The organism is Marinobacter sp. DS40M6 (assembly GCF_028581595.1).
Classification (GTDB): Bacteria; Pseudomonadota; Gammaproteobacteria; order Pseudomonadales; family Oleiphilaceae; genus Marinobacter; species Marinobacter salarius.
In genome coordinates, this window is the sequence record NZ_JAFCAE010000011.1 from 32361 (window position 1) to 58472 (window position 26112).

30 protein-coding genes are annotated in these 26112 nt (G+C 51.2%); 15 read left to right on the forward strand and 15 right to left on the reverse strand.

The genetic code is table 11. The features are described 5' to 3' along the window. Positions 1-20: 20 nt before the first annotated feature. The 8 genes from JJO78_RS20345 to JJO78_RS20380 all read right to left on the reverse strand — a co-directional run bounded on the left by JJO78_RS20345 (position 21) and on the right by JJO78_RS20380 (position 9338). Entirely contained in the window at positions 21-1313 is a 1293-nt protein-coding gene (locus JJO78_RS20345; protein WP_273624609.1) for a S49 family peptidase, read from the reverse strand. Further along, a complete protein-coding gene (locus JJO78_RS20350; protein WP_273624610.1) occupies positions 1306-2928 on the reverse strand; it encodes a phage portal protein in 1623 nt (540 codons plus the stop codon). Before JJO78_RS20350 ends, JJO78_RS20345 begins: the two co-directional genes overlap by 8 nt. Continuing rightward, positions 2928-3134 carry a gpW family head-tail joining protein gene (gene gpW, locus JJO78_RS20355; RefSeq protein WP_273624612.1) on the reverse strand — a complete coding sequence of 69 codons (207 nt, stop codon included), beginning with the start codon at positions 3132-3134 and terminating at the stop codon, positions 2928-2930. The genes JJO78_RS20350 and gpW overlap by 1 nt, the downstream gene beginning before the upstream one ends. Next, the gene (locus JJO78_RS20360; protein WP_273624613.1) at positions 3134-3391 is read right to left on the reverse strand and encodes an Acb2/Tad1 domain-containing protein; all 258 of its coding nucleotides are present in this window, start codon (positions 3389-3391) and stop codon (positions 3134-3136) included. The genes gpW and JJO78_RS20360 overlap by 1 nt, the downstream gene beginning before the upstream one ends. A 35-nt stretch (positions 3392-3426) precedes the next feature. Next, entirely contained in the window at positions 3427-5532 is a 2106-nt protein-coding gene (locus JJO78_RS20365) for a phage terminase large subunit family protein (protein WP_273624614.1), read from the reverse strand. Beyond that, a complete protein-coding gene (locus JJO78_RS20370; protein WP_273624615.1) occupies positions 5532-6113 on the reverse strand; it encodes a DUF1441 family protein in 582 nt (193 codons plus the stop codon). The genes JJO78_RS20365 and JJO78_RS20370 overlap by 1 nt, the downstream gene beginning before the upstream one ends. Positions 6114-6713: 600 nt before the next feature. Beyond that, the gene (locus JJO78_RS20375; RefSeq protein WP_273624616.1) at positions 6714-8867 is read right to left on the reverse strand and encodes a phage/plasmid primase, P4 family; all 2154 of its coding nucleotides are present in this window, start codon (positions 8865-8867) and stop codon (positions 6714-6716) included. A gap of 222 nt (positions 8868-9089) precedes the next feature. Continuing rightward, positions 9090-9338 carry a hypothetical protein gene (locus tag JJO78_RS20380; RefSeq protein ID WP_273624618.1) on the reverse strand — a complete coding sequence of 83 codons (249 nt, stop codon included), beginning with the start codon at positions 9336-9338 and terminating at the stop codon, positions 9090-9092. A gap of 124 nt (positions 9339-9462) precedes the next feature. On the opposite strand from JJO78_RS20380, the gene JJO78_RS20385 reads away from it, so the two are divergent. From JJO78_RS20385 to JJO78_RS20455, 15 genes are all read left to right on the forward strand, one after another. Continuing rightward, entirely contained in the window at positions 9463-10137 is a 675-nt protein-coding gene (locus JJO78_RS20385) for a hypothetical protein (protein WP_273624620.1), read from the forward strand. Positions 10138-10146: 9 nt separating this feature from the next. Then, complete coding sequence (locus JJO78_RS20390) at positions 10147-11349, forward strand: DUF2800 domain-containing protein (protein WP_273624622.1); 1203 nt, start codon at positions 10147-10149, stop codon at positions 11347-11349. 11 nt (positions 11350-11360) lie between these two features. Further along, positions 11361-12041, forward strand: coding sequence for an ssDNA-binding protein (locus tag JJO78_RS20395; protein WP_273624624.1), 681 nt, complete (start codon positions 11361-11363; stop codon positions 12039-12041). A 314-nt stretch (positions 12042-12355) separates the two neighbouring features. After that, positions 12356-12949 carry a 3'-5' exonuclease gene (locus JJO78_RS20400; RefSeq protein WP_273624625.1) on the forward strand — a complete coding sequence of 198 codons (594 nt, stop codon included), beginning with the start codon at positions 12356-12358 and terminating at the stop codon, positions 12947-12949. Beyond that, positions 12946-13407, forward strand: a complete 462-nt coding sequence (dut, locus tag JJO78_RS20405) for a dUTP diphosphatase (protein ID WP_273624627.1) — start codon at positions 12946-12948, stop codon at positions 13405-13407. The genes JJO78_RS20400 and dut overlap by 4 nt, the downstream gene beginning before the upstream one ends. A 2-nt stretch (positions 13408-13409) precedes the next feature. After that, positions 13410-15485 (forward strand): hypothetical protein, encoded by a 2076-nt coding sequence (locus tag JJO78_RS20410; protein WP_273624629.1) that lies wholly within the window; start codon positions 13410-13412, stop codon positions 15483-15485. 142 nt (positions 15486-15627) lie between these two features. After that, complete coding sequence (locus JJO78_RS20415) at positions 15628-16149, forward strand: hypothetical protein (protein ID WP_273624631.1); 522 nt, start codon at positions 15628-15630, stop codon at positions 16147-16149. Continuing rightward, entirely contained in the window at positions 16149-16373 is a 225-nt protein-coding gene (locus JJO78_RS20420) for a hypothetical protein (RefSeq protein WP_273624632.1), read from the forward strand. The genes JJO78_RS20415 and JJO78_RS20420 overlap by 1 nt, the downstream gene beginning before the upstream one ends. Then, positions 16363-16737: a hypothetical protein gene (locus tag JJO78_RS20425; protein WP_273624634.1), complete on the forward strand. Its 375-nt coding sequence runs from the start codon at positions 16363-16365 to the stop codon at positions 16735-16737. The genes JJO78_RS20420 and JJO78_RS20425 overlap by 11 nt, the downstream gene beginning before the upstream one ends. A 15-nt stretch (positions 16738-16752) precedes the next feature. Then, entirely contained in the window at positions 16753-17688 is a 936-nt protein-coding gene (locus JJO78_RS20430; protein ID WP_273624636.1) for a DNA cytosine methyltransferase, read from the forward strand. Between the two features lie 9 nt (positions 17689-17697). After that, positions 17698-17922: a hypothetical protein gene (locus tag JJO78_RS20435; protein WP_273624637.1), complete on the forward strand. Its 225-nt coding sequence runs from the start codon at positions 17698-17700 to the stop codon at positions 17920-17922. A gap of 2 nt (positions 17923-17924) precedes the next feature. After that, entirely contained in the window at positions 17925-19292 is a 1368-nt protein-coding gene (locus JJO78_RS20440) for a DEAD/DEAH box helicase (protein ID WP_273624639.1), read from the forward strand. A gap of 213 nt (positions 19293-19505) precedes the next feature. Then, the gene (locus tag JJO78_RS20445) at positions 19506-20159 is read left to right on the forward strand and encodes a helix-turn-helix domain-containing protein (protein ID WP_273624640.1); all 654 of its coding nucleotides are present in this window, start codon (positions 19506-19508) and stop codon (positions 20157-20159) included. A 93-nt stretch (positions 20160-20252) separates the two neighbouring features. Next, positions 20253-20414 carry a hypothetical protein gene (locus JJO78_RS20450; protein ID WP_273624642.1) on the forward strand — a complete coding sequence of 54 codons (162 nt, stop codon included), beginning with the start codon at positions 20253-20255 and terminating at the stop codon, positions 20412-20414. After that, on the forward strand, positions 20411-20626 hold the full coding sequence (locus JJO78_RS20455) for a hypothetical protein (RefSeq protein ID WP_273624644.1): 216 nt from the start codon (positions 20411-20413) through the stop codon (positions 20624-20626). The genes JJO78_RS20450 and JJO78_RS20455 overlap by 4 nt, the downstream gene beginning before the upstream one ends. 629 nt (positions 20627-21255) lie before the next feature. Here JJO78_RS20455 and JJO78_RS20460 read toward each other — a convergent pair. The 7 genes from JJO78_RS20460 to JJO78_RS20490 all read right to left on the reverse strand — a co-directional run bounded on the left by JJO78_RS20460 (position 21256) and on the right by JJO78_RS20490 (position 25885). Continuing rightward, complete coding sequence (locus JJO78_RS20460) at positions 21256-21510, reverse strand: hypothetical protein (protein WP_273624645.1); 255 nt, start codon at positions 21508-21510, stop codon at positions 21256-21258. Between the two features lie 2 nt (positions 21511-21512). Next, positions 21513-21782: a hypothetical protein gene (locus tag JJO78_RS20465; RefSeq protein ID WP_273624646.1), complete on the reverse strand. Its 270-nt coding sequence runs from the start codon at positions 21780-21782 to the stop codon at positions 21513-21515. Between the two features lie 12 nt (positions 21783-21794). Beyond that, the gene (locus tag JJO78_RS20470) at positions 21795-22394 is read right to left on the reverse strand and encodes a hypothetical protein (RefSeq protein WP_273624647.1); all 600 of its coding nucleotides are present in this window, start codon (positions 22392-22394) and stop codon (positions 21795-21797) included. Positions 22395-22408: 14 nt separating this feature from the next. Beyond that, positions 22409-22696, reverse strand: a complete 288-nt coding sequence (locus tag JJO78_RS20475; protein ID WP_273624648.1) for a hypothetical protein — start codon at positions 22694-22696, stop codon at positions 22409-22411. Further along, positions 22696-23301 carry a hypothetical protein gene (locus tag JJO78_RS20480; RefSeq protein WP_273624650.1) on the reverse strand — a complete coding sequence of 202 codons (606 nt, stop codon included), beginning with the start codon at positions 23299-23301 and terminating at the stop codon, positions 22696-22698. Before JJO78_RS20480 ends, JJO78_RS20475 begins: the two co-directional genes overlap by 1 nt. A gap of 63 nt (positions 23302-23364) precedes the next feature. Continuing rightward, positions 23365-24087, reverse strand: a complete 723-nt coding sequence (locus JJO78_RS20485; protein WP_273624651.1) for a hypothetical protein — start codon at positions 24085-24087, stop codon at positions 23365-23367. Between the two features lie 778 nt (positions 24088-24865). Beyond that, positions 24866-25885, reverse strand: coding sequence for an integrase (locus tag JJO78_RS20490; RefSeq protein WP_273624653.1), 1020 nt, complete (start codon positions 25883-25885; stop codon positions 24866-24868). Between the last annotated feature and the right edge of the window lie 227 nt (positions 25886-26112).

Sequence of the window (26112 nt, forward strand, 5' to 3'; positions counted from 1 at the left end):
ATTCAATCCTGATCGGTCGATCAGGACAGTTTCAGACCGGAAGCCGCGGCATAGTCTTTCAACAGGTCGTTATCCTGCTCGCCGCTTGCTTCATGTTCTGAATCCGCGCCAACGTCCGGGTTCGGAGTGTCAGTCATCGCTTTCGCGAAATGATCAGTACCTTCGTCATCCGGCTTTGCGGCTTCAACCTTTGGTGACTCACTCAACATTTCGTTGATTTCGTCGGCGCTCAGGTTTTCATTGGCAAGCATCTTTTTCCCCAGACCTTCACGGCCGGCGAAATGCTCGGAGTTAACCACAGCCAGGAAGCGTTCACGCTCCATACTGCGACCTTCGGAAACACCCTGTGCCTTTGCGTTGTCCACATCAGCCTGGGTGAGATTGGTATTTTCACCACCCGCGTCCGCGGCCTGCTGACCGGCTTTCTGGGTGGCCTTGTTTTGATCTGCCATAACGGTCTCCTTTGACTCACCGTTCAGTTCGGCTACGAACGCTGTCATGGACTCCTGGGGAGAAGCGACAGCATCCACCAGTTTGAGGTCCACGGCTTCCTGGGCACTCAACGTCTGTGCCTCAGTCTTCCGTACTTCCTCGACACTCAGACCGCGATTGCGGGCCACAGCATCAACAAACATGCCGTAGGACTCATCAATCTTGGTCTGAATTCTGTTCCGCACCCCTTCAGGAAGTGCTTCATAAGGGTTCCCGTCCACCTTGTGCTTACCGGCATGGATGAACGTGATCTTGATTCCAATGTTGTCCAACAATTTCGACATGTCGGCATGCATAGTGACAACGCCAACCGAACCGGCACCTCCCGTCTTTGGCACCGTCATCTTCCCCGCCGCGCTGGCAATCAGGTAGGCCGCGCTGTAGGCATGGGAATTGACAATGGCGATGGTCGGCTTTGCACCACGGTTCTCGAAAATATGATCGGCCAGTTCGAAAGCACCATCGACCTGTCCACCACCGGAATGCACGTCGAAGACAATTCCAACCACATCCTCATCCGCAATTGCCATGTCGAACACTGCACGGATGTAGTCGTAACCCGTGGCAAACCCGAAGGACCAGTTGAATCGATGTAACAGAGTTCCTGTCACCGGTATGACCGCCAGCGACCCCACCATCTTGTATGGTTTGGACCGGGAACTTCCGAACGCCCAATCAAACATCTTCTCGTCAGCGTCTTCTGGTTCGGCCTCAATCATGAAGGATTCAGGTGCCAGGGCGGCAAACGACTCCGCATATTCCTGACTCATCATGAGCGGAACGTTGAGAAGCCTTGTGCGAAGGTCGATCTGCTTAGTCATCGTTTTGGTCCTCATCACCTCGTTTCGGGCTCTCGTTTGTCGCGTTACCGCCAGCTTCAAGAGACCCGGTATCACCTTGTGTACTAATCGTGATACCCATGTCTTCGATCATTCCCTGTTCCCGCTTAATCTGACGGAAGACCTCTCGGAAATCCTCACCGAAGCGGGCGGCTTCTTTTTCATAGGTGCTCAGACCAGAGTTAATCCGGGCAATCGCCGCCTGGGTTTCCTTGAGTTCGTCGATCTGACCTCTCGGGGCACCAATCCAGGAACAGGCTGTGTAGGCGTCCGCATTCAACCCTTCATAAAAACTCGGTGCGTTCCGAGGTAACACATCATTGAATGCACCGGCGTTCAGTTGTTCCTCAAACCACAGACGAACAATGTCCGTGGCAAACTTGTCTGCAACCGCCTTCTTCCGTCCCTGTAGGCGCTTGTGGGATTCACCCATCGCAGCCCGGGCACTGGAATAGTTCGTCTTCGTGAAGTCGTGACTGAATTCCTCGTAACTCAACCCGAGTCCAGCCGCCAGGTGGCGCAACAGCGATTCCTCAAACCCACTACCGAGACCACCCGGTTGACCCGCATTCTGCAGTTTCAGTTTTGTACCTGGGTACAGATGCGGAATCTTGATCCCGTCGATATGCAGGTTCTTACTCTCACCGGTATAAGCGGCAATCGCGGAAAGGTGGTTTGATGCCCATTTCGTCATGTTGGCATCGCCACCACCGATGGACTCGAATGCCTCAATCGGTGGCAGGTCCGACTCAATGGCCGCGGCATAGGTGGCATTCAGGACAGCATTCTGCAGAACCACATCCTGGTATTTACCAACCATCTTGCTCTGCTTCAGAATCGAGACGAAATCACTGACACCCCGTGTCTGATCCACTCGGTACGGCTCAAAATAGTGGAGGACCATCTTGCGTCCCCACGGCTTCCGAGCGTTAATCAGCTTCCAGCGGTACTGATTCTCGAAGTCCCAATTGTCCCCGGGCAGGGTGTGACGAATCGCGTACTGAACCGCTCTACCTCGGTTATCATGACGAATACCCTTCTTCCAGGTGGTCGTCGCCATATCGTCGTAGGGATTACACAGACGGATCGGGTCGATCATCTGGATTGCAGTATTGAACGGCCGACGCACTTCCCTGATCCATTCGGAAGTCCCAAGGGCTTCGCCCGACATCATCGACACACCGATAGCCAGACGAATCATTTCCGAGAACGTCATTTTCCCGGCTGCATCAAACCAACAATCAGGGGATTCAGCGGCAAGCGCGAATTGAGTCTCAACAGCTTCCTGGAATTCTTCCGCCCACGTCTCATCCAACCCAAGGTGCTTATAATTCGGTTTGGAGTTCAGGCGATAGAACGCCCCTACAATGGAATCCTTGTGACCCTGGATAGCACCGTGGATATAACCATCGTTGCGTTGCAGGTCGAGAGATCGGGCGTCCAGGGAATCTTTGTCTGGTAGGATTTCAGCGTCGGCAGAACGGAGTGCAGGATGCCACATAGCCAGTTCACGGTTAATGTGACTGGCTCCTTCGAAGCTCGCCGCCATCTGTTTCGACGGCATCTTATCCTGCAGTAGGTCCAACTGTTCCGACATCAGAAAAACACTCGCATTGGTCCACTGGTTTTATTACTCAACTGACCTTTCAGGCTCTCGATGTACTGACGGAGACGACCGGCGTTGGCAGTGGTGAACTCAACCCGCTCACCGTTCTGGTCCACAACCACCCGTGGCTTGGTGCCGGTGATCAGGGCGTGATATTCCGCTTCCGCCTCTGCCAATCTGTCTGCCACCGTTGCCATCAGAAACTCCCGGGTTTTGCCACTGACCGGACCAACGACATGATTCCTTTCTGTAAATCCATCTTGCCTTCAGAAACCCAACGTTGATCAAACAAGGGTTCGTTGGTGTTGTGTCCGTCGATGATCACCGTCGTTCGTTCCAACCGCTCAACCAGGTCTTCAAGTTCTGCACCTGCTGCCTTGATCTCATTCATCATTCCGATCTCGGCTTCATCCAATTCACGATAACCAGTGATCTTACGGTGTTGGTTTTCCATTGAACTCTCCGGTAAATCAACTTTTGGTTGTAACTTTAGCCAAGCTGTCCGGCCAATTTCTTCAGAACATCCATGTCGTCACTTGGGCTCTGTTCCGGTCGGACTGGGTTTTCCGAGTCCAGGGGTGTAACCAGTGGATTCTTGTCCCACTCATCCGCCCAATTCGGCGGATCATCCCAATTCATTTTCTCAATCCGGAAGAAGATACACCCGGCGTAGCAATAACAGATCAAGTCAGTCGTTTCGTTCCGCAGCTTCTTCGGGTTTTCCCATTTTCCGTTCTGCGGGTTCTTGATCTCAACACAGAGCTCTTTGTAAAAATCCAGTTCCAACCAGTCGGGAAACTCGATATACCCACCGCCTGGTTCTACCCGGTCAAGTGCCTTGTCCAACCAATCCTTCAGTAAGTCCGTGTTCAACATCAACACTGGAATCTCACCCCGGGCACCCGCCTTCCGATCTTTCCGGCCAGAATCCGGAAACGTTTTCCGAACCCTTGGAGCGGTCTTCATCGGCTCACCTTTGATCAACCAGAACCGACCACCGTACCCTTCAGACTTCAATCTTCGGTAGTAATCATAAGCGTTGGTTGTAACGCCGGCACGACCACCTGAGTCACAGAATACAGCCCGCACACTCATTTGTCGAGGTTCAGCTTCATCAGTGGGATACGTTTTGTCAAGGACTTTCTCGGTGATGCGATCCCAGTCCTCCGGATAGGCCCCCGGATTCACCCAGAACCGCTCACCGTCCTGGTCGTATCTTTCCGACTTTCGAATGTCGAAACGGTCGATAATTACAAGGTCGAATCCGTTGGTCGCAGGTACGATACCGTGTATTTCAACCACGAACCGATTCTTCTGAACGTCGATGCTCCCCAACAGGAACCGGACCTTGGTTGGCACCACTCGATCACCGATGTCATTGGCCCGCTCCATGATGTCTTCCGGTGCCCTGGACTCCGCGATATGCGGCGGGGTGTATGGTAAACCCTGGTCGGTGTTAATCGTGGTTTTCAACGGTCGGTCGTTCTGTGTGCTCTCGTACTCCTGCATGGCCAGCAGATAGTTCAGTACGATGGTCTTCCACTGACCAAACGCTGTATTCGGACCCATCACCCAGTAACTGGCAATGTCAGATCGGCGTCCGGTACCGGAGCGATTACCCTCCTGGTCAATTCGCTCACCGTCGCGTAACCACACACCCTGGTTGTCGATTTCCTCACGCATATCCTGGGTGATCACGGCACCGTTGCTCTGGAAGCAATGTGGACACGCCATGAACGCCTGTTCCGCGCACTCCATGGGATCGGTGCTGTTCGGCCACTGTAGGGTGTTGAAATGCGGTTCAAACCAGTTTCGACAATGCGGACATTGCCAATAACGCCGGCGACGGTCACCCCGGTTGTAGATACCAAGGATGCCTTCGGTCGGTGGGGCTTCGTGGGGAGTCTCCGGTCGCCATCTGGGGTTCAACACGTCGAACGATGGGGAGCTCTCCACGTAGGTCATTCCCAAACGCTTGTACGAGTTCGTCCGGCGACGGGCAAGGTCGAAGGGTGACCCCTCGCCACCGATGTCCTGGGGCATACGGTCGTAGTCGGTCAGTGCCACCCGGCGCAATGACTTACCGGACAACGCATTCTCGGTTGGCCAGTTGATCATCAGGTAGGTGCCGGACTTGAACGCCTTGTCGAACGTATTATCCGCGGTGCGCCGGCTGATCAGGTGCTGTCCGATTTCCGGGGAATGTCGAAGTAACCGATCCACTTTGAGTTTCGAAAACGTCTGGGCTTCGGTTCTGGCTTTCTCGACCACCATCAGGTCAGACGGGTCACACCGGACGTTGTAAGCGATCCAATTCAGGATCAACTCCGTCTTCGCAGACTGAGCCGGGGCCACTACGCACACCGCTGAATGTTCCCGTGAATCCAACATGTCCATTGGCTCACGGAGGTATGGAACCGTCTGGTTACTCCATGGTCCGGTGTAAGCCGGTGGGTTATAAACCTTGCGGTACTTCTCGGCGGCATCGGCAATGCTGATCCGCTCCGGAGGCAGTAGAACCTCCGACAGATCGTTAATGATCTGTTGAATCGAATGGTATTTCTTGAACCCGGATTCGTTCTTGAAACTGACCATCAGAGTAACCCCAATTCCTTGAGATCGTCTTCCGATTCGCCGGTATCGTCGTCGTTACTGGGTTCCGGTAGAACGTGTTCGCCTTCCGGGTCCAGGTCCAACGACATCAGGTGGTCACGCATTTCGACCAACAGTGCATCCCCGAAGTGTTTGGCCTTCTCGATCTGTTTCACGGGTAGACCGGATTCGTGTTCCAGGGCATCGATGAACACGGTGACCGATTCCCGAATCTGCTTGAATACCACGGCGAAGACTTCAACAATCCGTTCCGTCCGCCAGAGATCACCCATGTTCTCAAGGTATTTCTGTTCCTTGAGTTTGGCGTCCCAGTAATCCTTTTCCTTGTCCGCCCGTTGGCGTTTCTGGGTCTCCGAAATGGCATCACCGGTCATGTACCCCACGACCAGGAGCTCGGCCACCTCTGAAATCTTGTAAATCGGAAATGAGTTCCGTTTCCCACACGGTTGAACCTCCTTCAGCCGGTTCGCCACCGTGCGACGGTCCAGGTCGAACAGTGCGGCCAACTGGTTGATACTGGCCCCTCGGACCAGTTCTGAGAATTCGGAGGCTTTGGTTCCCATGTACTTCCGGACAGTTGAGTTGAAAAATTAGGGTCTGCACCCGACCCCAGGTTGTTGATGACAGGGAGATAAACCGGGGTCGGGCCGACCAGGACCTCAATGATACACGACAACTGTGACTGGTCAACTTTTGGTTGTTTTTCGGCTTATTTCAACACCGTTGGATTTATCAAGTAATGGTTGAGTTAAAGTGCATTTGTCCCCATGTCCCCTTGTCCCTACACACTCACCTACTTACTCTCAGATTCACTGAGACACACCGTTGAGATTTCGCCGCGAAACCCTCTCTTTTATATTATATTTATACTATTAATATATATTATAAGGGGACAAAGGGACAAAATAGTAATAATTAATAGTAAATCAATAACTTACGATGTCCCTAGTTAAGTTTTCTATGGTGGTTTTGTCCCAACACCACGGGGACAGTAAAGTTTAGTTCAACCATTACTTGACTTAAAGTTTAATAAGAGTTCAACCATTACTTGACTTAAACTTTTGTCCCTTTACTGGGGACACTGTGGGGCCACGTTGTGAGGACAGAAATTCAGACAAAAAGAAACCGCCCGAAGGCGGTTCAAAAGGAAGGTGATTGATCGTCTAAATATCGTCGTCATCGGAGAAGTCACGAAGGGCATCCCAGTTCACCTGGACCCCAATATAGGCTTTATCACGACCTTCCTCAGTCTTCATTCGACCCACCTTCAGATCATCCACGACATCACCCAGGCGACGACCAAACCACTTCTTGTCTACCGGCCTCTTATCCATCTCATGACAGAAGGTGCAGTAAGCGTCGTAGACATCCCTGATGGCAACACGACTCTCATCCCCAGTGTGGATCAGGAAGTGCTTGTTGAAGTACGCCTCGGGGTTCTGCATCATCATGCTTTCTTCCCGTTTTGGCTGACTGGCCTTCGGTTCAATGAAGTACCCGGTGTTCCCAAGGTCCATCAACCCTTCCAGCGCCCGGTTGAATATTCCAGGCATTTCCGTCATCAGCTTTTGTGCCAACCGTGGGTCTTCCCTGCCGGCGAACGACTTGTTGAACGGGAGAATCAGGTACCGGTTTGCCAGGGCATCCATACCATCCGCGAAACGCGGTTGTTCGTTGGCACTGATCACCAGGCGAGACGGTAGCCGTATCGTGATCTCATCCTTGTTTTTGGGGTTGACCGACACGAAGTCATTACCAGATATGTTCAACATCACCTCTTTCGCACGACCAATGCGGTCCTTCACCCCATGGTGAGCATCACCTATCACAGCTACTTTGGCGTACATCAAGGCAGCAAGACCGTGATCACCAGCGAGGTTGGATAGAGTGGTGGCTGCAAACGACTCACGACCAACCAGGGCGGGGATAATGTTGTTGGCAATGGTGCCCTTCCCTGACCGGGATTTACCAACCATCATCAATATCTTCTGGAACCGGTAATCCGTCACCAGCAGGTAACCGAGGAACATCAACAACAACCTCACCCGTTCCTGGTCACCCTCGAAAATCTGATCCAGGAAGTTGTCGAACACCGGGCATTTCGCATCAGGGTCAAAGTTGTAATCCAACATAGAAGTGGACTTATACTTTCGATTGTGCGGAAGCAAGGTGGTATCAACCAACCCCATATCCCAACCATCGAGGTTGATGCAGCCATTCTTGAAAGTGAGGATTGTCGGGTTGGGTCTGAACTCGTCCTGGGTACTGAAGCGTCGAACGGTGGTAATCGTATTGTTGATGGTCGCCATGGGGAAATCACGCCCCCGCAACGATTTCTGAATGTCCCTCTCAACCTGGTCGTCACCGTACAATTGCCAGTATTGCCCGTTGAACCTGAAATACTGCTTCATCGCCCGGGCCAGCGGACTGACGTGTTTCAGGAACAACAAGGCATTCTTTTCGTGGTTACCCTTCTCGAACGGAAGTTGCTGAATCTGCTTCTCCCGCTCTTTCTCTGATGACTTGGAGTCCTTGGTCTCGGGCTTCACCTTCTCAGTGGTACTAGGTGTTTCCTCGGGCTCATCCTCATCATCCAGGTCATCGAACAACTGCTGTTCTTCTTCGCGTTTGGCGATTACCTTTGCCAGGGTGTACTTCCACACCCATGACCGTGCTGACTGAGCATTACCGCCGCGGCGATCCAGAGCAGCACTGGCCAGGAAATAGTTGGGATCGGAAAGGCAGGTCAGGATGGATTCTTTGTTCACGCCGGCGCTGTCCATCTCACGACACGCCATGAACAGGGCAAGCGACCGGTCTGGGGAACCCGTGTTCTCGGTGAAGTCCTCCATTCCCTCGCCGTTTGCAACCAGGTTCTTCACATAGTCAGAGATCGGCATATCTTCGAGAGCGATGATCGGTTGTTCACCATCCCAGTCCAGTTCCACTCCCGTGTAATCCTGGTAACTGGCTGCACCGAACCATTCGTCGTACAGAAGCTGCACGGCTTTCGGGTTCTCGCTCACGGAGGTGTAGTCACCCACGGTATCAGCGGTGATCGTGAAGAACCGGCCTTCCTGGTACATCTCCCGACCGCTCTTATTGTCACAGTGACCGGAGCCCGGAAGACGCCCTTTACAGATAATGTGAAGACCGTTGCCCGACGGTGAACGCTCGGTGAAGGACCGAACGGTGTTAATCGCCGCTTCTGCATCTCCACGGAGGGTGCCGTCTTCACTGAAACAGTTATCCAGATCGATACCAACGAACGGGTCATCAGCGGTGAACACGAAGCCGATGCCGTCGTACCCCTCCATCAAGAGAGATTCACATGCCTGATCGAACGATCCCCAGTTGCTTCTTCGTTGTGTGCTGGCCTTCTTTCCGTTTTTTGGATCGTATGGAACCTTCGTAATTTTGACGGTCCCATCCCTTTTTTTCATAGGTACTGCTTTCCAGACGACCCACTGATTCACAGAGGCGAGTTCGTCCGGCACCCGGTCTAACCGGGGTTCGATGAGATCGGACATAAACGCCCCTTAGTATTGTGCTACGCGGTCTTCTACTGCCTTAACCTGGTCACCAACCTTCGGGCACAGTTCGCGCCAGGAGATTTCACCATCAATCATGGTTTCCATCTTCAGCGCACAGGGGAGACTGATTTCACCGTCCGCCATGGCCTTGTAGGCGTATGAGTTGGAGATGTCGAGAATGCCGCACACGATAGCCAGGGAGTCCAGCTTTGCTTTGGCGAGATTGAAGGCCCGGGTTACTGCGTTTTCACTCATGGTTGTTCCTCTCGTTAATAAAAGTTGTCGATCAGGTGTTGACAATAATACAACCATCACTATAAATTACAACCATCTGTTATCAAACAGAGCTTAAAAACCAACAGACAGAGGTACTTGAAAGATGAGCATTGAAACCCGGTTAGAGGAACTGACCAAGGCGATCAACGAACTTCCTTCCGCTATTGCCGCCGTACTGGGCACAGCCGGTCAAACCCAGGCCCGAACCCCGGCAGAGAAGTCTGATTCTGATCAGGCATCCAATTCCACCAGCAATTCAACCAAAAGTGGTAAAGACAACCCGCCCGACACCTCCGGTGCTGAAGTAGCCGGCCGCAAGACCTACGTCTTCAGTAAGACGACCAAAACCGGCCAGATCATCGAGAAGGGTGAAGAACTCCCCGAAGGTGATGAATTCGTGAAGGTCGGTAAGACCAACTGGGAAAAGCTGTGTGACAAGCACGGTCTGGACCCGGAAACCGGTAACGCCGTCGAAGAAGAAAAGGACGACGATGACCTGAACGACCTCGATGAGGAAACCGAGGAAGAAGGTGAACAGGAAGAAGCCGGTGAAGACGATGACGACCTCGGTCTTGAAGAAGACGATGATGACGAAGCCGGTATTGATCCCGCTGAAGTGAAGAAGCGGATGGTTCGCGTCATGAAAGAAGTCGGCCGTGAAGACGCCATGAAGGTGTTCAAGAGATTCGGTGCCCGCAACTTCGATGAAATCAAACCCGAAGACCTGCAGGGCGTATACGACCTCGCCGGAAAAGTTCTGAAGAAAGCCGGTAAATAAGGGGTCAGTATGGGACACACCAACCGTAGCCCTTCCGGATACGATCAGTGGTCGGTTTGTACCGCCAGCGTCGATGCCATCGAGGACGACAAAAAGGCGGGTCTGATTGCCACCGATGACGGCGGTAGTGAATACGCCCGGGAGGGCACGGTTGCCCATGCGCTTCTGGCTATCTGTCTCGATCTGAGAATGAGTCCCCGTGATTTCATGGGTGAGGAAATTCTGGTCGATGAGTTGAACGAGACCTTCACCGTCGAACCTGAGATGGCCGAAGAAGTAGACAAAGCCTATGAGTACATCATGGATTTTGTCACACCAGGTGCTCAGGTTTGGGTTGAAGTGAAGATGCCGTTGGACAAGGTTCTACCTGGTCAAAAGGGTACCGCCGACGTGGTTATCCTCCCTGCTGATCGGAAACGGCTTCATGTGTTCGACCTGAAGTACGGTAAAGGCATGTTCGTTCATGTCCAGAACAACTCACAGATGAAACTGTACGGAATCGGTGCCTTTGATGAACTCCTGGATCGGAAAATCCGGACCAGACTCGAAGACTTGATGTTGCATGTTGTTCAACCACGAATCGGCAATATCGACAACTGGGTGTTCGAGAAAGGTGCGCTTGAGAGATTCCGGGTGGAGGCTTATCAGCGGTACCAGGAAACAATGGACCCCAAGCGTCGGAAGTTCGTCGCCGGTAAACATTGTTGGTTCTGTGATCGAAGGAGCAGGTGTCGCACCCTCAAGGACAGCATCTATGCCTGGATTATGGATGATCCTACCGCTGATGCCTTCGACGCCTTCAAGAATCCGGACTCGATGACGGATGACGAATTGGCAGGTATCCATCCGATGCTCTCGTTCATCGGTGCATGGGCAACCAATGTTCGCAAATTCATGGATGACCGGGCTGTTCAAGGTAAACAGTACCCAGGTCTGAAATTGGTAGAAGGTAAAAAGGGTGCCCGTCAGTGGAAGGACGAAAAAGCCGCTGATGAGTACCTGAAGAAAAAAGGTCTGGACGAGGATCAGCGTTACAAGAAAACCCTGCAGTCCCCGGCACAGGCTGAAAACATCATCGGTCGGAAGAAGGTAGACGACGACTTTAAGAAGCTGTTTACCCAGTCCGACGGTAAACCCTCGCTGGCTCCGGACGATGACCCCCGGCCGTCAGTGGATCAATCACTAGCAGATGAATTCGACGACCTCGATTAAGGAGTCTCACCATGGCACAGAAGAAATCCATTTCCGGAGAAAAGATTCAACTCAAGCGGGTTCGCTTATCGTTCCCTACCCTTCATAAGGCTGATGTACCGAAAGGTTACGACAACGCCGAACCGAAGTTCAGCGCAAACTTCCTGTTGGACCCGAAGGACCCGGGACACAAGGCGTTGCTGAAACACATCAAGGCTGAAATGTCCGGTCTGATCAAAAAGGCATGGCCTGCTGGCAAGCCACCCAAGTTCAAACCGATTGACTGTTTCGGCAAAGGTGAAGGTTTCACCAACAACACGACGAAGCAACCCTATGAAGGGTACGAAGGGATGTACGTCGTCGCCGCCAACAACAAGAAGCGTCCAACGCTGATTGACCGGGACAAGACCCCTCTCACCCCGGATGAAGTGGAACAACGCATGTATGCCGGTTGCTACGTCGATGCTTTCATCAACTTCTGGATTCAGGATAACCAGTTTGGTGAGGCGATTCGTTGTTCCCTGCAGGCGGTTCGCTTCCGTGAGGACGGTGAAGAATTCGGAGCCGGTGGTGTTGATCCCGACGAGTTCGATGACCTGGACGATGGTGAACTGGCCGACGAGCTCGACGATGACGACGATCTGGATGATCTGGATGATCTCGACGATGACGACATGGATGATCTGGACGACCTCGACGATCTGGACGACTGAGTTACAACCATCAGTTGATCCTGCTACTTAGCGGTCCCCGGGCCGCTCTTTTTAACTCAGAAGGAATGAGCAATGAAAGGTATGAGCCGACTGACAGCAATAATGGCCGCTCTCGGAGTGCCGTTTACCGATCTATCATCAGCTTCCAATGCACGGGTTCCATATCCATATGGGATGGGTGAAAAGCACACCAGGGTGGGGTTGAACCCTCACTACCGGAAGAAAGGTCCCGGTCGCCGGCACACCCAAGGTAACGGTCATTGGCAACGTACCCACCAGCGGAAACTTGCCACCTGTCGTGGGAACGCAAAGGCATGAGATGGAACTACACCGACGCGATGATCGATATTGAGACGCTGGACACCCGGCCTTCAGCCGTCGTTATCGCCATCGGTGTCGTCCTGTTCAATCGCCGGGAACCGTCCATCAAAATGAAGGGTCTTCACCTGGTCTTCGGTAAAAAGGAGTTCCGGGACGAACAGATCATGATGGGTCGAACCGTTGATAAGAAAACGGTGATCTGGTGGAAAGGTCAGGAGCCTGCAGCGAAGAAGATTTTCAAACAGGCGAACGTGAAGTCTATGACCGATATGTTCGAGAAACTGACCGCTTTCCTGACCCAAGGGGACGTTAAGTACCTGATCTGGGGTAACGGCGCTTCGTTCGACAACACCATTGTCACCAGCCTCTACGATTCGTTCGGGTTGGAAGCCCCATGGAAGTTCTGGAACGACCGCTGTTTCAGGACCTTCAAAGGGGAACACGGTCACATTGCTCGCCCTCCTGAGTTCCAGGGTGTGAAGCACAACGCCGAAGACGATGCCCGTCAGCAAGCCCGGTACCTGCAAGCAATCTACCAGGAACTTCAGAAGTACAACATTCAATCGTATAAGGATCGTCAATCATGAATATCGGTTTCGTAGGAATCAAGATTCGCCGTCTCCACCCTGACGCCCATCAACTTCGCCGCGGTTCCAGTGGTGCTGCAGGTACAGACGTTGCCTATGTCGGTAACCACCCGCTCATTATCCATCCCGGACAGGTGGTAAAGGTCCCTACTGGTTGGGCGTTTGAGCTCCCAGATCACATTGCAATGCAGATTCTTCCCCGCTCAGGGCTCTCTACCAAACGACATCTGCGACCAGCCAACACACCTGGTCTTCTGGACCCGGACTACCGTGGAGAACTGTTCGTCGCCCTGGAGAACTTTGGCAACGATGTGCAGGTCATTGAACCTGGTGATTACGTCGCCCAACTGATGTTCACCCCGTTCTATAAACCGCTGTTCCAGGTGGAGAACAAGTTGGAAGAAACGGAACGGGGCGATGGTGGTTTCGGTAGCACTGAGGAACGGAACCGGGGATAGTCATGACCGAGATTACAACCAACGATTATGCATACGACATAGAGACGTATCCGAATGTCTGGACCTGTTGGGTGGGTAGTCTCAGAACTGGTCGTTCGAAGACCTTTGAAATCAGTCGTCGCAGAAATGACCTGGGGCCGTTCAAGGCGTTCATGCAGCGCCTACGGTCCAAGGGTTGCCGGATGGTCGGGTTCAACAACGAAGGATACGACTACCCGGTGATCCACTATCTGCTGACCGACCTGGCAGATGAGAAGGACGTTGAGACGATCAACCGGAAACTGTTCGAAAAGTCCAAGTCGATCATCGAAGCACCTCACTTTAAACGGTTTGCACATGTGATCTGGTCCAATGATCAGATCGTTCCACAAATTGACCTGTTCAAGATTCACCACTTCGACAACCAGGCCAAGTCCACCAGTCTGAAGATGCTCGAATTCAACATGCGAATGAAGGACATTCGTGATCTTCCTTTCCCTGCTGAGACCGTGTTGAACCATAAACAGATCGGTCACCTGGTGGATTACAACGGCCACGATGGTGCTGCTACTGTCCTGTTCCACTCTCACACTGTCGGCATGATCCGATTCCGCGAATCCATGTCTGCCAAGTACGACCAGAATTTCCTGAATCACAACAACGGGAAGATCGGTAAGGCCATATTCATCGACCAGATCGAACGGAAGATGGGTAAACATGCATGCTTCACCCGCGAAGGTGGAAAGAAGAAACCCCGGCAGACCAAGCGTGACAGTATCGACCTGGGTGAAGTGATCTTCGATTACGTCGAGTTTGAGACCGAACCATTCAAGGCGGTTGAAAGCTGGCTCCGACAGCAAGTGATCACCGAAACCAAGGGTGTGTTCAGTGACCTGCCTCTGGAACGAATGCTTGAATTCATCGAGTTTTCACCTATTTCCGAGTTACCGAAGGTTCGCGCCTGGATTGAGGAAAGCGAAGAAGCCGCCCTTATGGGAGGTGAGTGGCCGAAGGAACCCCGGGTGAAAAAGGCAATACGCCGCCTGTCGGTCATGCTCGACGGTGTTGAATTCGTGTTCGGCACCGGTGGTATCCATGCCTCCTTGCACAACACACGGGTCGATTCCGACGATGATTACGTGATCGTCGACCTCGACGTGACCAGTTACTACCCTTCCCTGGCAATCGTCAATCGCGTGTATCCGGAACACTTGGGTGAGGAATTCTGTGACATCTACCAGGGCATCAAAGAACAGCGACTGAAGTACAAAAAAGGGACCGACGAGAACAAGGCACTGAAGGAATCATTGAACATCCCCTACGGTGACTCCAACAGTCAGTTCGGTCCTTTCTACGACCCCAAGTACACCATGACCATCACCATCAACGGTCAGCTTTCCCTGTGCATGCTCTATGAGCAACTTCGCCACATCGACGGGCTTTCGCTGATCCAGGTGAACACGGACGGTCTCACGGTGAAGTTGCCCCGGGACCAGGTTGACACATTGATGTACGTGAAATCCGAGTGGGAAGCAGTCACCGGTCTCGACCTGGAAGATGCCACTTACGATTTCATGCACATCCGGGACGTGAACAACTACGTCGCCAAGTACGCTGATTCCGACAAGGTGAAACGCAAAGGTGCTTATGCCTTCATTCGCCCGGACGAGGAAGGTGCTGAACTGGGCTGGCACCAGAACCACAGTGCCCTGGTCACCCAGAAAGCCGCGTGTGCCTACATTGTCGATGGTACCGACATCCGGGATTTCATCGAATGTCACGACAACGACTGGGATTTCCTGCTTCGAACCAAGGTACCACGGTCCTCCTTCCTGGAAGGCGACTGGGGACTCGGGCTCACAGAGACCTACCAGAACATCAGTCGCTACTACATCGCCAACGATGGTCCCGAACTGTTCAAGGTCATGCCGCCGCTCGCCAAAAATCCTGACAAGTGGCGTCGGATGGCCGTCAACAAGGGCTGGAAAGTCCATATCTGCAACCACTTCACCGGTATCGACCCGGACGTTATCAACTACGACTGGTACGTTGCCGAGGCTGAGAAACTGGTGAACTTTATAGAGCGAGACGAAGAATGAATGAGCGCAAACGCATTTATGTAATGAGAGAGGACCACATTGGGTTCGGAATCTGGTGGAGACGACACATTGATTTTGAACTGGAAATTGGTATTGCACTGCCGTTTATGGTGGTGGGTTTGGGTTTTGGGAGGAAAATCGGATGAAACTGATGATTATGGGTTACGGTCGGCACGGGAAAGACACCGTGTGTGAGCTACTGAAGGAGATGTACGGATTCACGTTCGTATCAAGCTCCTATGCCGCCGCTGAACACGTCGTTTACCCGGTAGTCAGAGACCTGATCGGTTACAGCACCCTAGAAGAATGCTACAACGACCGACACAACCACCGAGCGTTATGGTTCGAATTAATCAAGGCTTTCAATCATCAGGACAAAGCGAACCTTGGTCGCCTGATATACCGCGACTACGACATTTACTGTGGGGTCCGGAATGCCGAGGAATTCGACGGTATAAGAAAGGCTGGTCTTTTCGATTACTCGATCTGGGTGGATCGCAGTAAAACCTTGCCTACAGAACCAACTAAAAGTTGTACGGTCGGTCCCTGGATGGCAGATTATATCCTCGACAACAACGGCAATCTCGATGAATTGAGATCGGAAATACGAATGATGGCCGATCGCCTCAAGGTGATGTTTGAAATGGATAAGCGAGGTTGGTGATGAGCGGTACCAGCGAACGTCTATTGGAGCGGAACGAAGAAACCGCTTACCAGATGAAAGAGAACGAGATCAACAGCATTCGCAGTCAATTACCGAAACCAGGGACGCTCGGTCCCGAGGACTGCCAGGAGTGCGGAAATGACATCCCCATGGGGCGCCGGCAACACGGGTTCGACCTGTGTGTGGGATGCGCCACGGTTCGGGAGGTGAAACATGGTCGATGATCCAATGCTCGTCCTTGAGGGCGACCGGAAGAAGGGTAAGGTCGAGAAGCGGGCACTTCTGGAAAAAGACGTTGAAGACCCAGTTTGCCGCTACGCCCGAAACCGCCATGGAATGAAGGCTGAGAAATTTACATCACCCAGTCGCAGAGCGGTACCAGATCGTCTGTTCAGTGTGAAAACCAAGTCACCCGGTGGGTTCGCGTTCTTCATTGAATTCAAAGCACCTGGTAAAGAAGCCACTGAAAAGCAGGCGAAGGACCACAAGGAACGCCGGAAGATGGGATTCAAGGTTTTCGTGGTGGACGACATCACCCGTGGTAAACGAATCGTGGACGCGATGGCAGCGTTTGCGGCCGAACTGTGACCGGAGATACAACCAGTGGTTGCCTATTACAACGAGATTGACCCTTACGCCGCTGAATGGCTGCGGAACCTGATACTCATGGGTGAAATCGCCCCGGGTATCGTTGATGAACGAAGCATAGAGGATGTATCACCAGATGACCTTCGAGAGTTCACCCAATGTCACTTCTTCGCTGGAATCGGTGTCTGGTCCCTCTCTCTCCGGAGAGCCGGATGGTCTGATGATCGACCAATCTGGACCGGCTCATGCCCCTGTCAGCCCTTCAGCTCGTCAGGTCGCAGAACTGGGTTTGCTGATGAGCGGCATCTATGGCCTCACTGGTACTGGCTCATCGACGAGTGCCGACCTTCAGCAATCGTTGGAGAACAGGTTGCAAGTAAGGATGCAGGGCCTTGGATCGACCTTGTACAGGCTGACCTGGAAGCCCTGGACTACGCCTTCGGGTGTGTCCCGTTTCCGTCTGCGGGCGTCGGTGCCCCGCACATCCGCGACCGGGCGTACTGGTTGGCCCACAGCAGCAGCACGGGATTGGAGAAGCGAGTCGGCAACGGACGAGTTCAACGAGAAAAGATGGTCACACGCCAGGGGCAAACCGCTATCGGCAGTGGCGACTTTATCAGGGTGGGGAACACCGCAGGCCAGGGACCATTTCCCCTCACACAGTCCGGAGTACATAGAGGCGAAGAAAGCACAGGGGCACGGGATGTCGAACCTGAACGATCAGGTGCCTCTATCAACCCCGGCCCGACTAACGGCTTCTGGGCTTCTTCTGACTGGTTGTTCTGCCGGGATGGAAAGTGGAGGCCAGTTGAACCCGGCACATTCCCGCTGGCTCATGGGGCTCCCGCCCGAGTGGGACGATTGCGCGCCTACGGAAACGCGATCAACGCGGAAGCAGCCACCGTATTCATCGAATCGGTGATGGATACCTTTGAACTCAATTACAACTAAAGGTTGATTATGGACATCTACGAAACGCATTTTGATCCCGACACGAAAGAAGTAACCCGTCATTCCGAAATCAGCGATTACGAAGGAATGGACGAGGCAGAGTTGATGCACGGTGAACCTATCGTTGCCCGGGGCTCCTACCAGGTACACGAAGGTGGACTGATGTTCAGCACTTTTCCATGGAGCCTACCGTCGGCCGCGCCTGCCACTTCCGATCCAGTCTGGGCGAGGTGAACATGTTATTGACCCGAGACATGATGCACCCGTACCAGAATCGAGCGTCAGACTTCATCTGTGACATTGCCGGCAGTTCTGCAAACGGGTGTGCGTTGTGGTTGGACATGGGACTGGGGAAAACCGTCAGCACCGCTACTGCCGCGAATGACCTACTTATGGACCTATCGGTGGGACGGGTGCTGATCATCGCTCCGAAACGAGTTGCCCTGACCACCTGGCCGCTGGAACTGAGGAACTGGGACCACCTGATGCATCTCCGCTTCTCGGTGATCGCCGGTAACCAGAAACAACGCACCTCTGCCATCCTGCAACGGGCTGAAGTTCACATCATCAGCCGGGACAACGTTCAATGGCTGGTGCGAATGGTGGGTAAACAGTGGCCGTGGGACATGGTGATCATCGACGAAAGTTCCTCGTTTAAATCACAGTCCAGTAACCGGTGGAAAGCACTGAAAGCCGTCCTCCGGAACATCACCCGCGTTGTTGAGTTGTCGGCCACACCGGCTCCCCAAGGATTGATTGACCTATGGGCTCAGTTCTACCTGTTGGATAAGGGTGAACGCCTGGGTGCAACCGAGAAAGCCTACAAACAACGGTGGTTCCACGAAGATCGGGAAAAACGTCTCATCGTCCCCCGTGATTTCGCTGATACGGAAATCCATGAACGTGTCTCCGACATCACCATGCACATGAGTGCCGAAGACTACCTGGACATGCCGGAAAAGATCATCAACAAGATCGAGGTGGACCTGCCCCGGGACAAACTGATCCAGTACCAGAACTTCGAACGGGACATGATCCTGGAAATGGAGGAACTAGACCTTGAGGTTGAAGCGGAGAACGCCGCTACCCTCACCGGGAAACTCCTTCAGTTCGCCAATGGTGCCATCTACAAGGACGAGGCTCGCAATTGGGAACTCATGCACGATGAGAAAATTGAAGCACTGAAGGAGATCGTCGAGGCACACAACGGTTATCCGATCCTGGTGGCTTACAACTTTCGGTCTGACCTTGCCAGACTTCAGAAAGCATTCCCCCAGGCAGTGGTTATGGATGATGACCCGGATACACAATTACGGTGGAATAATGGTGAAATTGAAATACTTCTTACTCACCCTGCCAGTTCCGGTCATGGACTGAACCTTCAGAAAGGTTCCAACGTAATTGTATGGTTTGGTTTGAACTGGTCACTTGAGCTCTACTTACAGTTGATTGGCCGGTTGTATCGGCAGGGTCAGACTCAAAAGACAGTTGTAATACATCATATTGTTGCCCGACACACCGTTGATGAACGGGTACTTCGGGTGGTGAGTAAAAAGGAGGCAACACAGAAGGAACTTCTTGAAGCCGTTAAGATGGTTGCGTGATGTACGTAAATTGACAATTAAATATCAACTAATAATTGACAATAGTTTGTTGTTAGTTGATTATTCAACTACAAGGTTAGGTTTTTCGTAATAATGAAGCGGTCAATCTAATTGCTGTTATGAAGAATCCCTAACTATTGGGTGCAGTCGGACACCACCGGAACGGTGCCGCTGACCTTGGCGTTAGTTGAATTGTTGAATAAGGAGATTGTCATGGCCGACCATCGTGAGTTTGCACTAAGGCTGAAGCAGGCTTGTGATCGATCACAGGACGTGCCTGCACTAGGTAAAGGACAACAGACCTGGCTTTCAGATCGACTGGGAATTAGTCAGGAAGCGGTACGTCGTTACTTCGAGGGTCAAAGTCGCCCTCGCCCTAAACTGATGACCCAACTGGCGAAGATTCTTAACGTCGATGAATCCTGGTTGGCACTGGGTAAGTCATCAGAACTCTCTGACAACGAGAGAAAGCAATACAGTCAGAAAGCGGATGCCGCGGCTTATATGTTGTTCGGGATTTTCATGAGCGCCGGCTACACCTGTGCGTTCGAGGAAGAAGAACCCGGTGTCGATTTTTACGCCATCCGTAGTGGAAAGCAGATCGCTGTATCTGTCACCGTTGGATGGCCGAAATCGAAGAACAACTACGTTGCGACCGTTCGGGAAAACTCGGGTAAGCGCCTTAACCTTTGCGTTATATCAACCGACCCCGGTGTTAGCGACATCCTGGTAATGGATCAGGACGGTGTGACCACCCACGGTGACGCGAAAACCGACATGATTCACGTACCAGTGAAGAAGGAAAAGCAGGGTTACCACACCGAGGGTAGAACCTGGGTGCAGTTGAAAGACTCCGAAATCCTCTGATCTCTCCTAACCCGGTTTCGACCGGGTTTTTACTTGCCCTCAATACAACCAACTGTTATATTTTGCTTATCGATACAACTAAAGGTAGTTTTAATGATGGTAAGTAGAAAGAAGTTCAACGATCAGGCAAAGCGACTGAAGCGTAAGCAGTTCATCACCGGTGCAGAAGCCAGGGATCACTTGGCACGTCAACAGGGTTACACCGACTTTGCCGCCATGGAAAAAGCATTGCGAGTGACGGGAGAGTGGAAATGAACCAACAGAAACCGTGGGTACCAGTCAACGAGGTATTCGATCACTTCGGGTACAAGAACCAGAAGTCCGCCCTGGCTGCAATTACAGCCGGAACATTCCCGGTGGAGACATTCCGTGTCGGTCGAATCCGAGCAGTCCACCGTGAGGTTTACAACGCCTATTTTGGGCAATTCCGTGATGAAGGATTGGAGCGCATCACCGGTGCAAAATAAGGTTCAGAAATGTTCAACCTGTAGTTACATCCAATGGTTCACACCTATGGGTACAACTGCAGGTTTTCTTTTCAACTACGTTATTGATTTCAAATAACTATTCACGCCGTTTATATGCTGACATCAGGGCATGCACACCGCTTATATCTCCATAACCTCTTGTGGAGCCTAGTAAATTTTGAAGATAGGCGAAAACCGCGCTCAGCGTCCCCCGCGGTATCCAGTTTTACCTGGGAAGGACCCATTCGTTTATAATCAATCACTTAGCTTGTTCCAGGCAGGATCGGGACGGTCGGCACCAGGGCACCAGTACACCAGGGCACTAGACAATCAGTACACCAGGACACCACAACAACCACCAGCCACACGGCACCAGGGCACCAGGGCACCAGGGCACCAGTAAACCAGGTTGAACCAGTATCAGGGGATAGGATAGACGGGTATAAAAAGACCGGCATGATAGCCGGCAAAAGGGGAATGCTTAGAAAGGGATTATTTAAAAAGGGATACTAGCAGGGCAATGAATAGCCATAGTAAAACCGAACTATAAAAGCCGCTTTCACTGTCTGGTATCTGATCCTGCAGCATTAGACCAAGGGATAAACAGACCAATAGAATCAGTATTTGCATTACGCCACCATAACCCGGACATAATGCCCTTCACTGGTGTAGTCGGAAAAATAGCCGTTATTGCCAAGGGTACGGAAAACGCTTTTTTTGTATTCTTCTGTTTCCGGCAATCCGTTTAACTCAATAAACGCGGTTACACTCATATATTGAGCCGCTACTATCTGATTCAATTCGGGATGTATATATTCGACAATATACCGGCCTTTATGGCGTAGTTCTGTTTCTGTTAGTTCTGGCATGGTGTTAGAAAACATAACTATTTCCCCTTTTTGTTTTCTTCAATAATCCGTTTGATTTCATCCGTACCTATAGAATAACAACGGCCGCCGGATAGCAGTTTAACAACGCTATAGGGCTCACAACGGATTATTTCACCAGTTTTATAACCGCTATGGGTATTCCTGGCGGTAACCTTACAGATTACGCAATCACCAGTATTAAAGCCGTTACCATTGGTGATTGATTCAATAAATTCAATTGGTTTAACTGCTATGGGACCGCGTAAAGCATCATAATAGACTGTCATAATAAACCCCTTTTATTCTGTTTCGTCTGCTACGGTTACCAGGTAGTCCCGGCTTTCTAGTTCATTCAATAGCGACTGATATTCTTCACTGGTGGCGACTTCTAACTCATCCAATAATTCCGGGCTGGCGGCACTATGCTGACCTATATGTTGGTAACTGGTGATATAACCCGGACTGGCGCTGTTATCGTCCCATAACGCTATGATGTCACCGTCGGGAAACTTTCGGAAACTAACGACAATACCACCGGCTAACTGGTGTAATAGTTCATACGCTATCTGTTCCCCTGTTCCCTTTTCAGGTCCATTCGTGCAACCAGGGGAGAAAATGCGACCAATAGCCGATAGTGCCTGATAGCCTTTTGAAAATTGCCCGCTATGCCATTCTGTAAAATGCCAGTACGCACCTACTAATAGATCATCTAAACGGAATTCGTTATGTTCCCCTGTTTCCTGTAAGAAAAATTCAGGGGTTTCTGTTTCTGCTACCATGTCCGCCAGTCTAATAATACAATCCGTTACCCGTTCATAGGATAGCCGGCCGTTAATGGTGGCAATGGTGTTATAGGCTACGTTATACAGTCGATTGATGTTTTTTAGTTGGTTTCGCATGGTGGTTTCCCCTTTTAACTGATATACGTCGCTATCTGGTATTGTTCGCCGTCATCCGATAACCGAACCAGGACACCAGAAAAGGCGCTGTCATGTTCTATACCTTGCCAGTCATTAGGAATATCGCAATGTTCAGGTAAAAGCATAAAGCCGGATACGTGATAATAACGGCCGCGATATTTAATAAAACCGTCTGTTTTTTCGTCATCATCCAAGTAATCGAAATCAGAATTTAAAACGGTTTCCGGGATTTCGTAACCGTAAAGAAAATTACGCCATTGATAATTGGTGATAATTTCCATTAGTAAAAATCCCCGTTTTCCGTGAATTCCCATTCATTAACCGTCATTGCTTCATCTATCGCTTCATCCGATACCAGGTATTCATACTCGGATTGCAGTGAATAATAAATATCCTGCATTAGTTCGCGTAATGTATCGGTTATATTTTCTTCCATATCTGAAGAATCGGACCAATAACCGTTTACATGTTCACCAGGATCAACGGAAACCGTTACAGACTGTTCATGGCAATAACGGCCGGTATGGTGAATGGTGGCGGATATTCCGTAAAAGTATTTCTTTTGTTCTTCCTGCAATTGCTCGCCAATATTTTCTAGTTTCTTGTATAGTTCGCCACCGGTTTCCTTTTTAATGACCTGTTTCCATCCCTTCCGGTAACTATAAGAACCAGTAAAACAAGCGCCATCCCCTTGTGACGAAAAGCCGGAAAAATAAATATTAGCTATTTCAATTCCGAGATAACCGGCTAACTCTTTCCATTCGTCAATAGTGCAATCGTACCATTCATAATCTAAACCGTTCTGGCGATACCATTCACGGGCTTTTTCTTTTGCGGATTCGGACAATTCATTAAACTGGTATAAATAAACTTTTTGATTTCGCATTTTCTTTCCCCTTGGTTTTCAATACTATTTTTAGTTGTAAATGCTGGCGGATTTATCCCGCGTTTATAGTTCCTGCAGCCATTCTTCAGACTCGGAAACCCAAAAAGCAAAATGGTTAACGGTTACACTGAATTCATCCGTTTGATTTTCTGCATGTTCCCCGGCTTTTTGGTACTGTTCTGCTAATCCCCAGTTTCCCCGGTCTCTTTCTTCAATTTCCCGGCTTTCAATTTCTTCAGTGATATATTCCCGGGCTGATTCAAAATCAGGAAAGGTTACGGGCTCACTATCCGGCATATAACCGCACATATTGAAGCCGGCCGCGTATGGTTCCACGTCATCCGCTAAACTTTCGATTTCAGAAACCAGGGATTGTATAGTCTCGCTGATTTCCTCATATTGTCCCGCTTGAATCATATTAATCAGATCATTTTCACGCGGTAAGCCGTTTTCGCTTGCCTCGTCACAATAGCCAATTCGAGAAAGGTTAGAAGCCAACCAGGACAAAAGCCGGCCGTTGTAAACGTCAATTAACCCGTCTGCTATTTCGTGGGTTTCATCTTCCCAATTATCGGGATCAATATCCGCCAGACTATCAGCGGCCAATGAAATCCAACTATAACGCCAGTCATCCGGCATTAGTCCGCCGTGCACCTCCCTGCAGACATCCTGACACCAGGATGGTGCACTATCACCCAAACAAACAAACGTGTCCCCGTTGTCCCTTTCCTTAACTTGGAATTGATTAGCGAAAAATTGCATGATCTGATTTTTAACGGTTTTCATAATCTGTTTCCCCTTATCGTTTCAATTGTTGGTTGTAACCGTTACCAAACCTTACCCGGCCGGTTATCCGCTGCAGTGATAGCCGAAAGCCGAAATTTATAACTGGCTTTCATGTTCGCCAGTCGTGTGATTTTTGCCTGTAGTTTTACTGCCTTTACGTATTCAGTGTTCATTGTGCTATTTCCTTTTGGTTGTCGCTTCTACTGTTAGTTGTATTACAGGCCGATAGAAGACAAGGCGCTAGAAAGGGCACCATAACCGGCCGCTGCAGTGATAACCGTGTAAATCAAGATACCTTTGAACATGTTGAAACCCTCGTTTTTGCTGAATATGTGCGAACTATAGAACGCCTATCAGTGGTTGTCAACTATTAGTTGAATATAAAACCGTAACTAGAAAACCAGGACACCAGGACACCAGGAAACCCGGCCGGTCGTTTCTCCCTTACCAGGTAGCCACCAGGACACCAGGAAACCCGGAAACCGCCAGCAACGGCACCAGGGCACCAGTAAACCCGTCAATATCGACATAAGTTATTGATTTAACAGGTCGATCGACATTATCGCGCACCAGTGAACCAGGGCGCAGTAAACCGTAAGTTATTGATTTTACGCAGGGAAGTACCAAACGGCGTCCCTATTTCAGAATCACCGTCGGTATAAATTTTCAGAGAGGAAATTACTTCGGCATCCCTGCCGGTATACGACGAGCTTACTTGAGAAACCTTGCCTGCCACTCGGCACCCTGGCTACTTCGGCAAACCCGCCTGTCCCTTACTTCAGAAGTCCCGCCTGCCACTCGGACCATCGTGTAATTCTTCCGGCTTCAACTGGACGTAGCGGCGAAGTTGGTTAATATCCCGGTGTCCGGAAACCTTGGCAACTTCCATCACACCATAGCCTCGTTCAAAGAGTCGGCTGATCCCTTCATGTCGAAGGTCATGGAAATGTAGATCGTCGATACCCACCGACTGACAGGCACGACGGAAAGCCGTTCCGATGGCCTTCACCTGGTACGGGAAAACCAGTTCCCCTTTCTTCGGTTGCTTGTCGATCAGTTTGTAGGCGTCACCCAGTAGTGGCACCTCCTGGTCGTTCCAGGCTTTCTGTGATGGGTGTTTCCTGGACTTGATGACAATGGTCTTCTTCACGGTGTCCACGTCCTGCCAGCGTATTGTGGTGATCTCCCCTGCCCTCATGCAGGACTCAATGGCAAAACGCACAATGTCACCCATTGGTGAACGGTAGTAGTTGTTCCCGTCGATGTGTTCCAGGAGCCGGGAGAGTTCTTCCTTTGACGGCCGGCGATCCCGTTCAACCGACTTCCCGGTGAGTCCGTACCGTTTACAATGGGTGGCTGCAGAGTCATAGGCGGACCAATCGAACCTGGCTCCCCAGATATGCTTACCGGTGTGCAGTAGTCCCCTCAGATAGATCATGTCCTGTTGCACCGTGGAGGGAGAACAGTAGCTTGCCCTTTCCCGTGCGAAATTCACTATGGCTTCGGCATCCAGTTTGGAAGATCGGCGGTCACCCAGGTATCGGCGGATCATTTCCAGGCTTGCCCGTTTGGTTCTACCTGGTGGATTGTGGGTTTCGAGTTCATCCATGTACCGGTCAATCATGTCGGTAACCAGCATATCCATGCCAGCCGCCTCCTGGTTCTCCACATCACCCTCTATCCGTGCAGCCCACCGTTGGGCTTCCGCTTTGGTGTTATGGGTCTTGGAGACGGGCTTGTACCCCTTCCTGCGGACTATCGCTCTCCACTTATTGCCCCGTTTCTGGAACGTCGCCATACTCTGCACCTCGTTACTTGAAATTCCGTGCCGGTCCCTTACTTCAAAGATCGCGCCGGTCCCGGTACTCCGGTGTACCAGTGGTACAATATTGGTACATGAAGGTACTCGTTGGCAATTATTTTCGTTGTAAATCAATAGTTGAAACTAGAACGTCAGAGCACCAGAAATGCAGGTAAGTACATGAAAGTATTGGATAGAACGTTCTCTGTGGCCCCGATGATGGA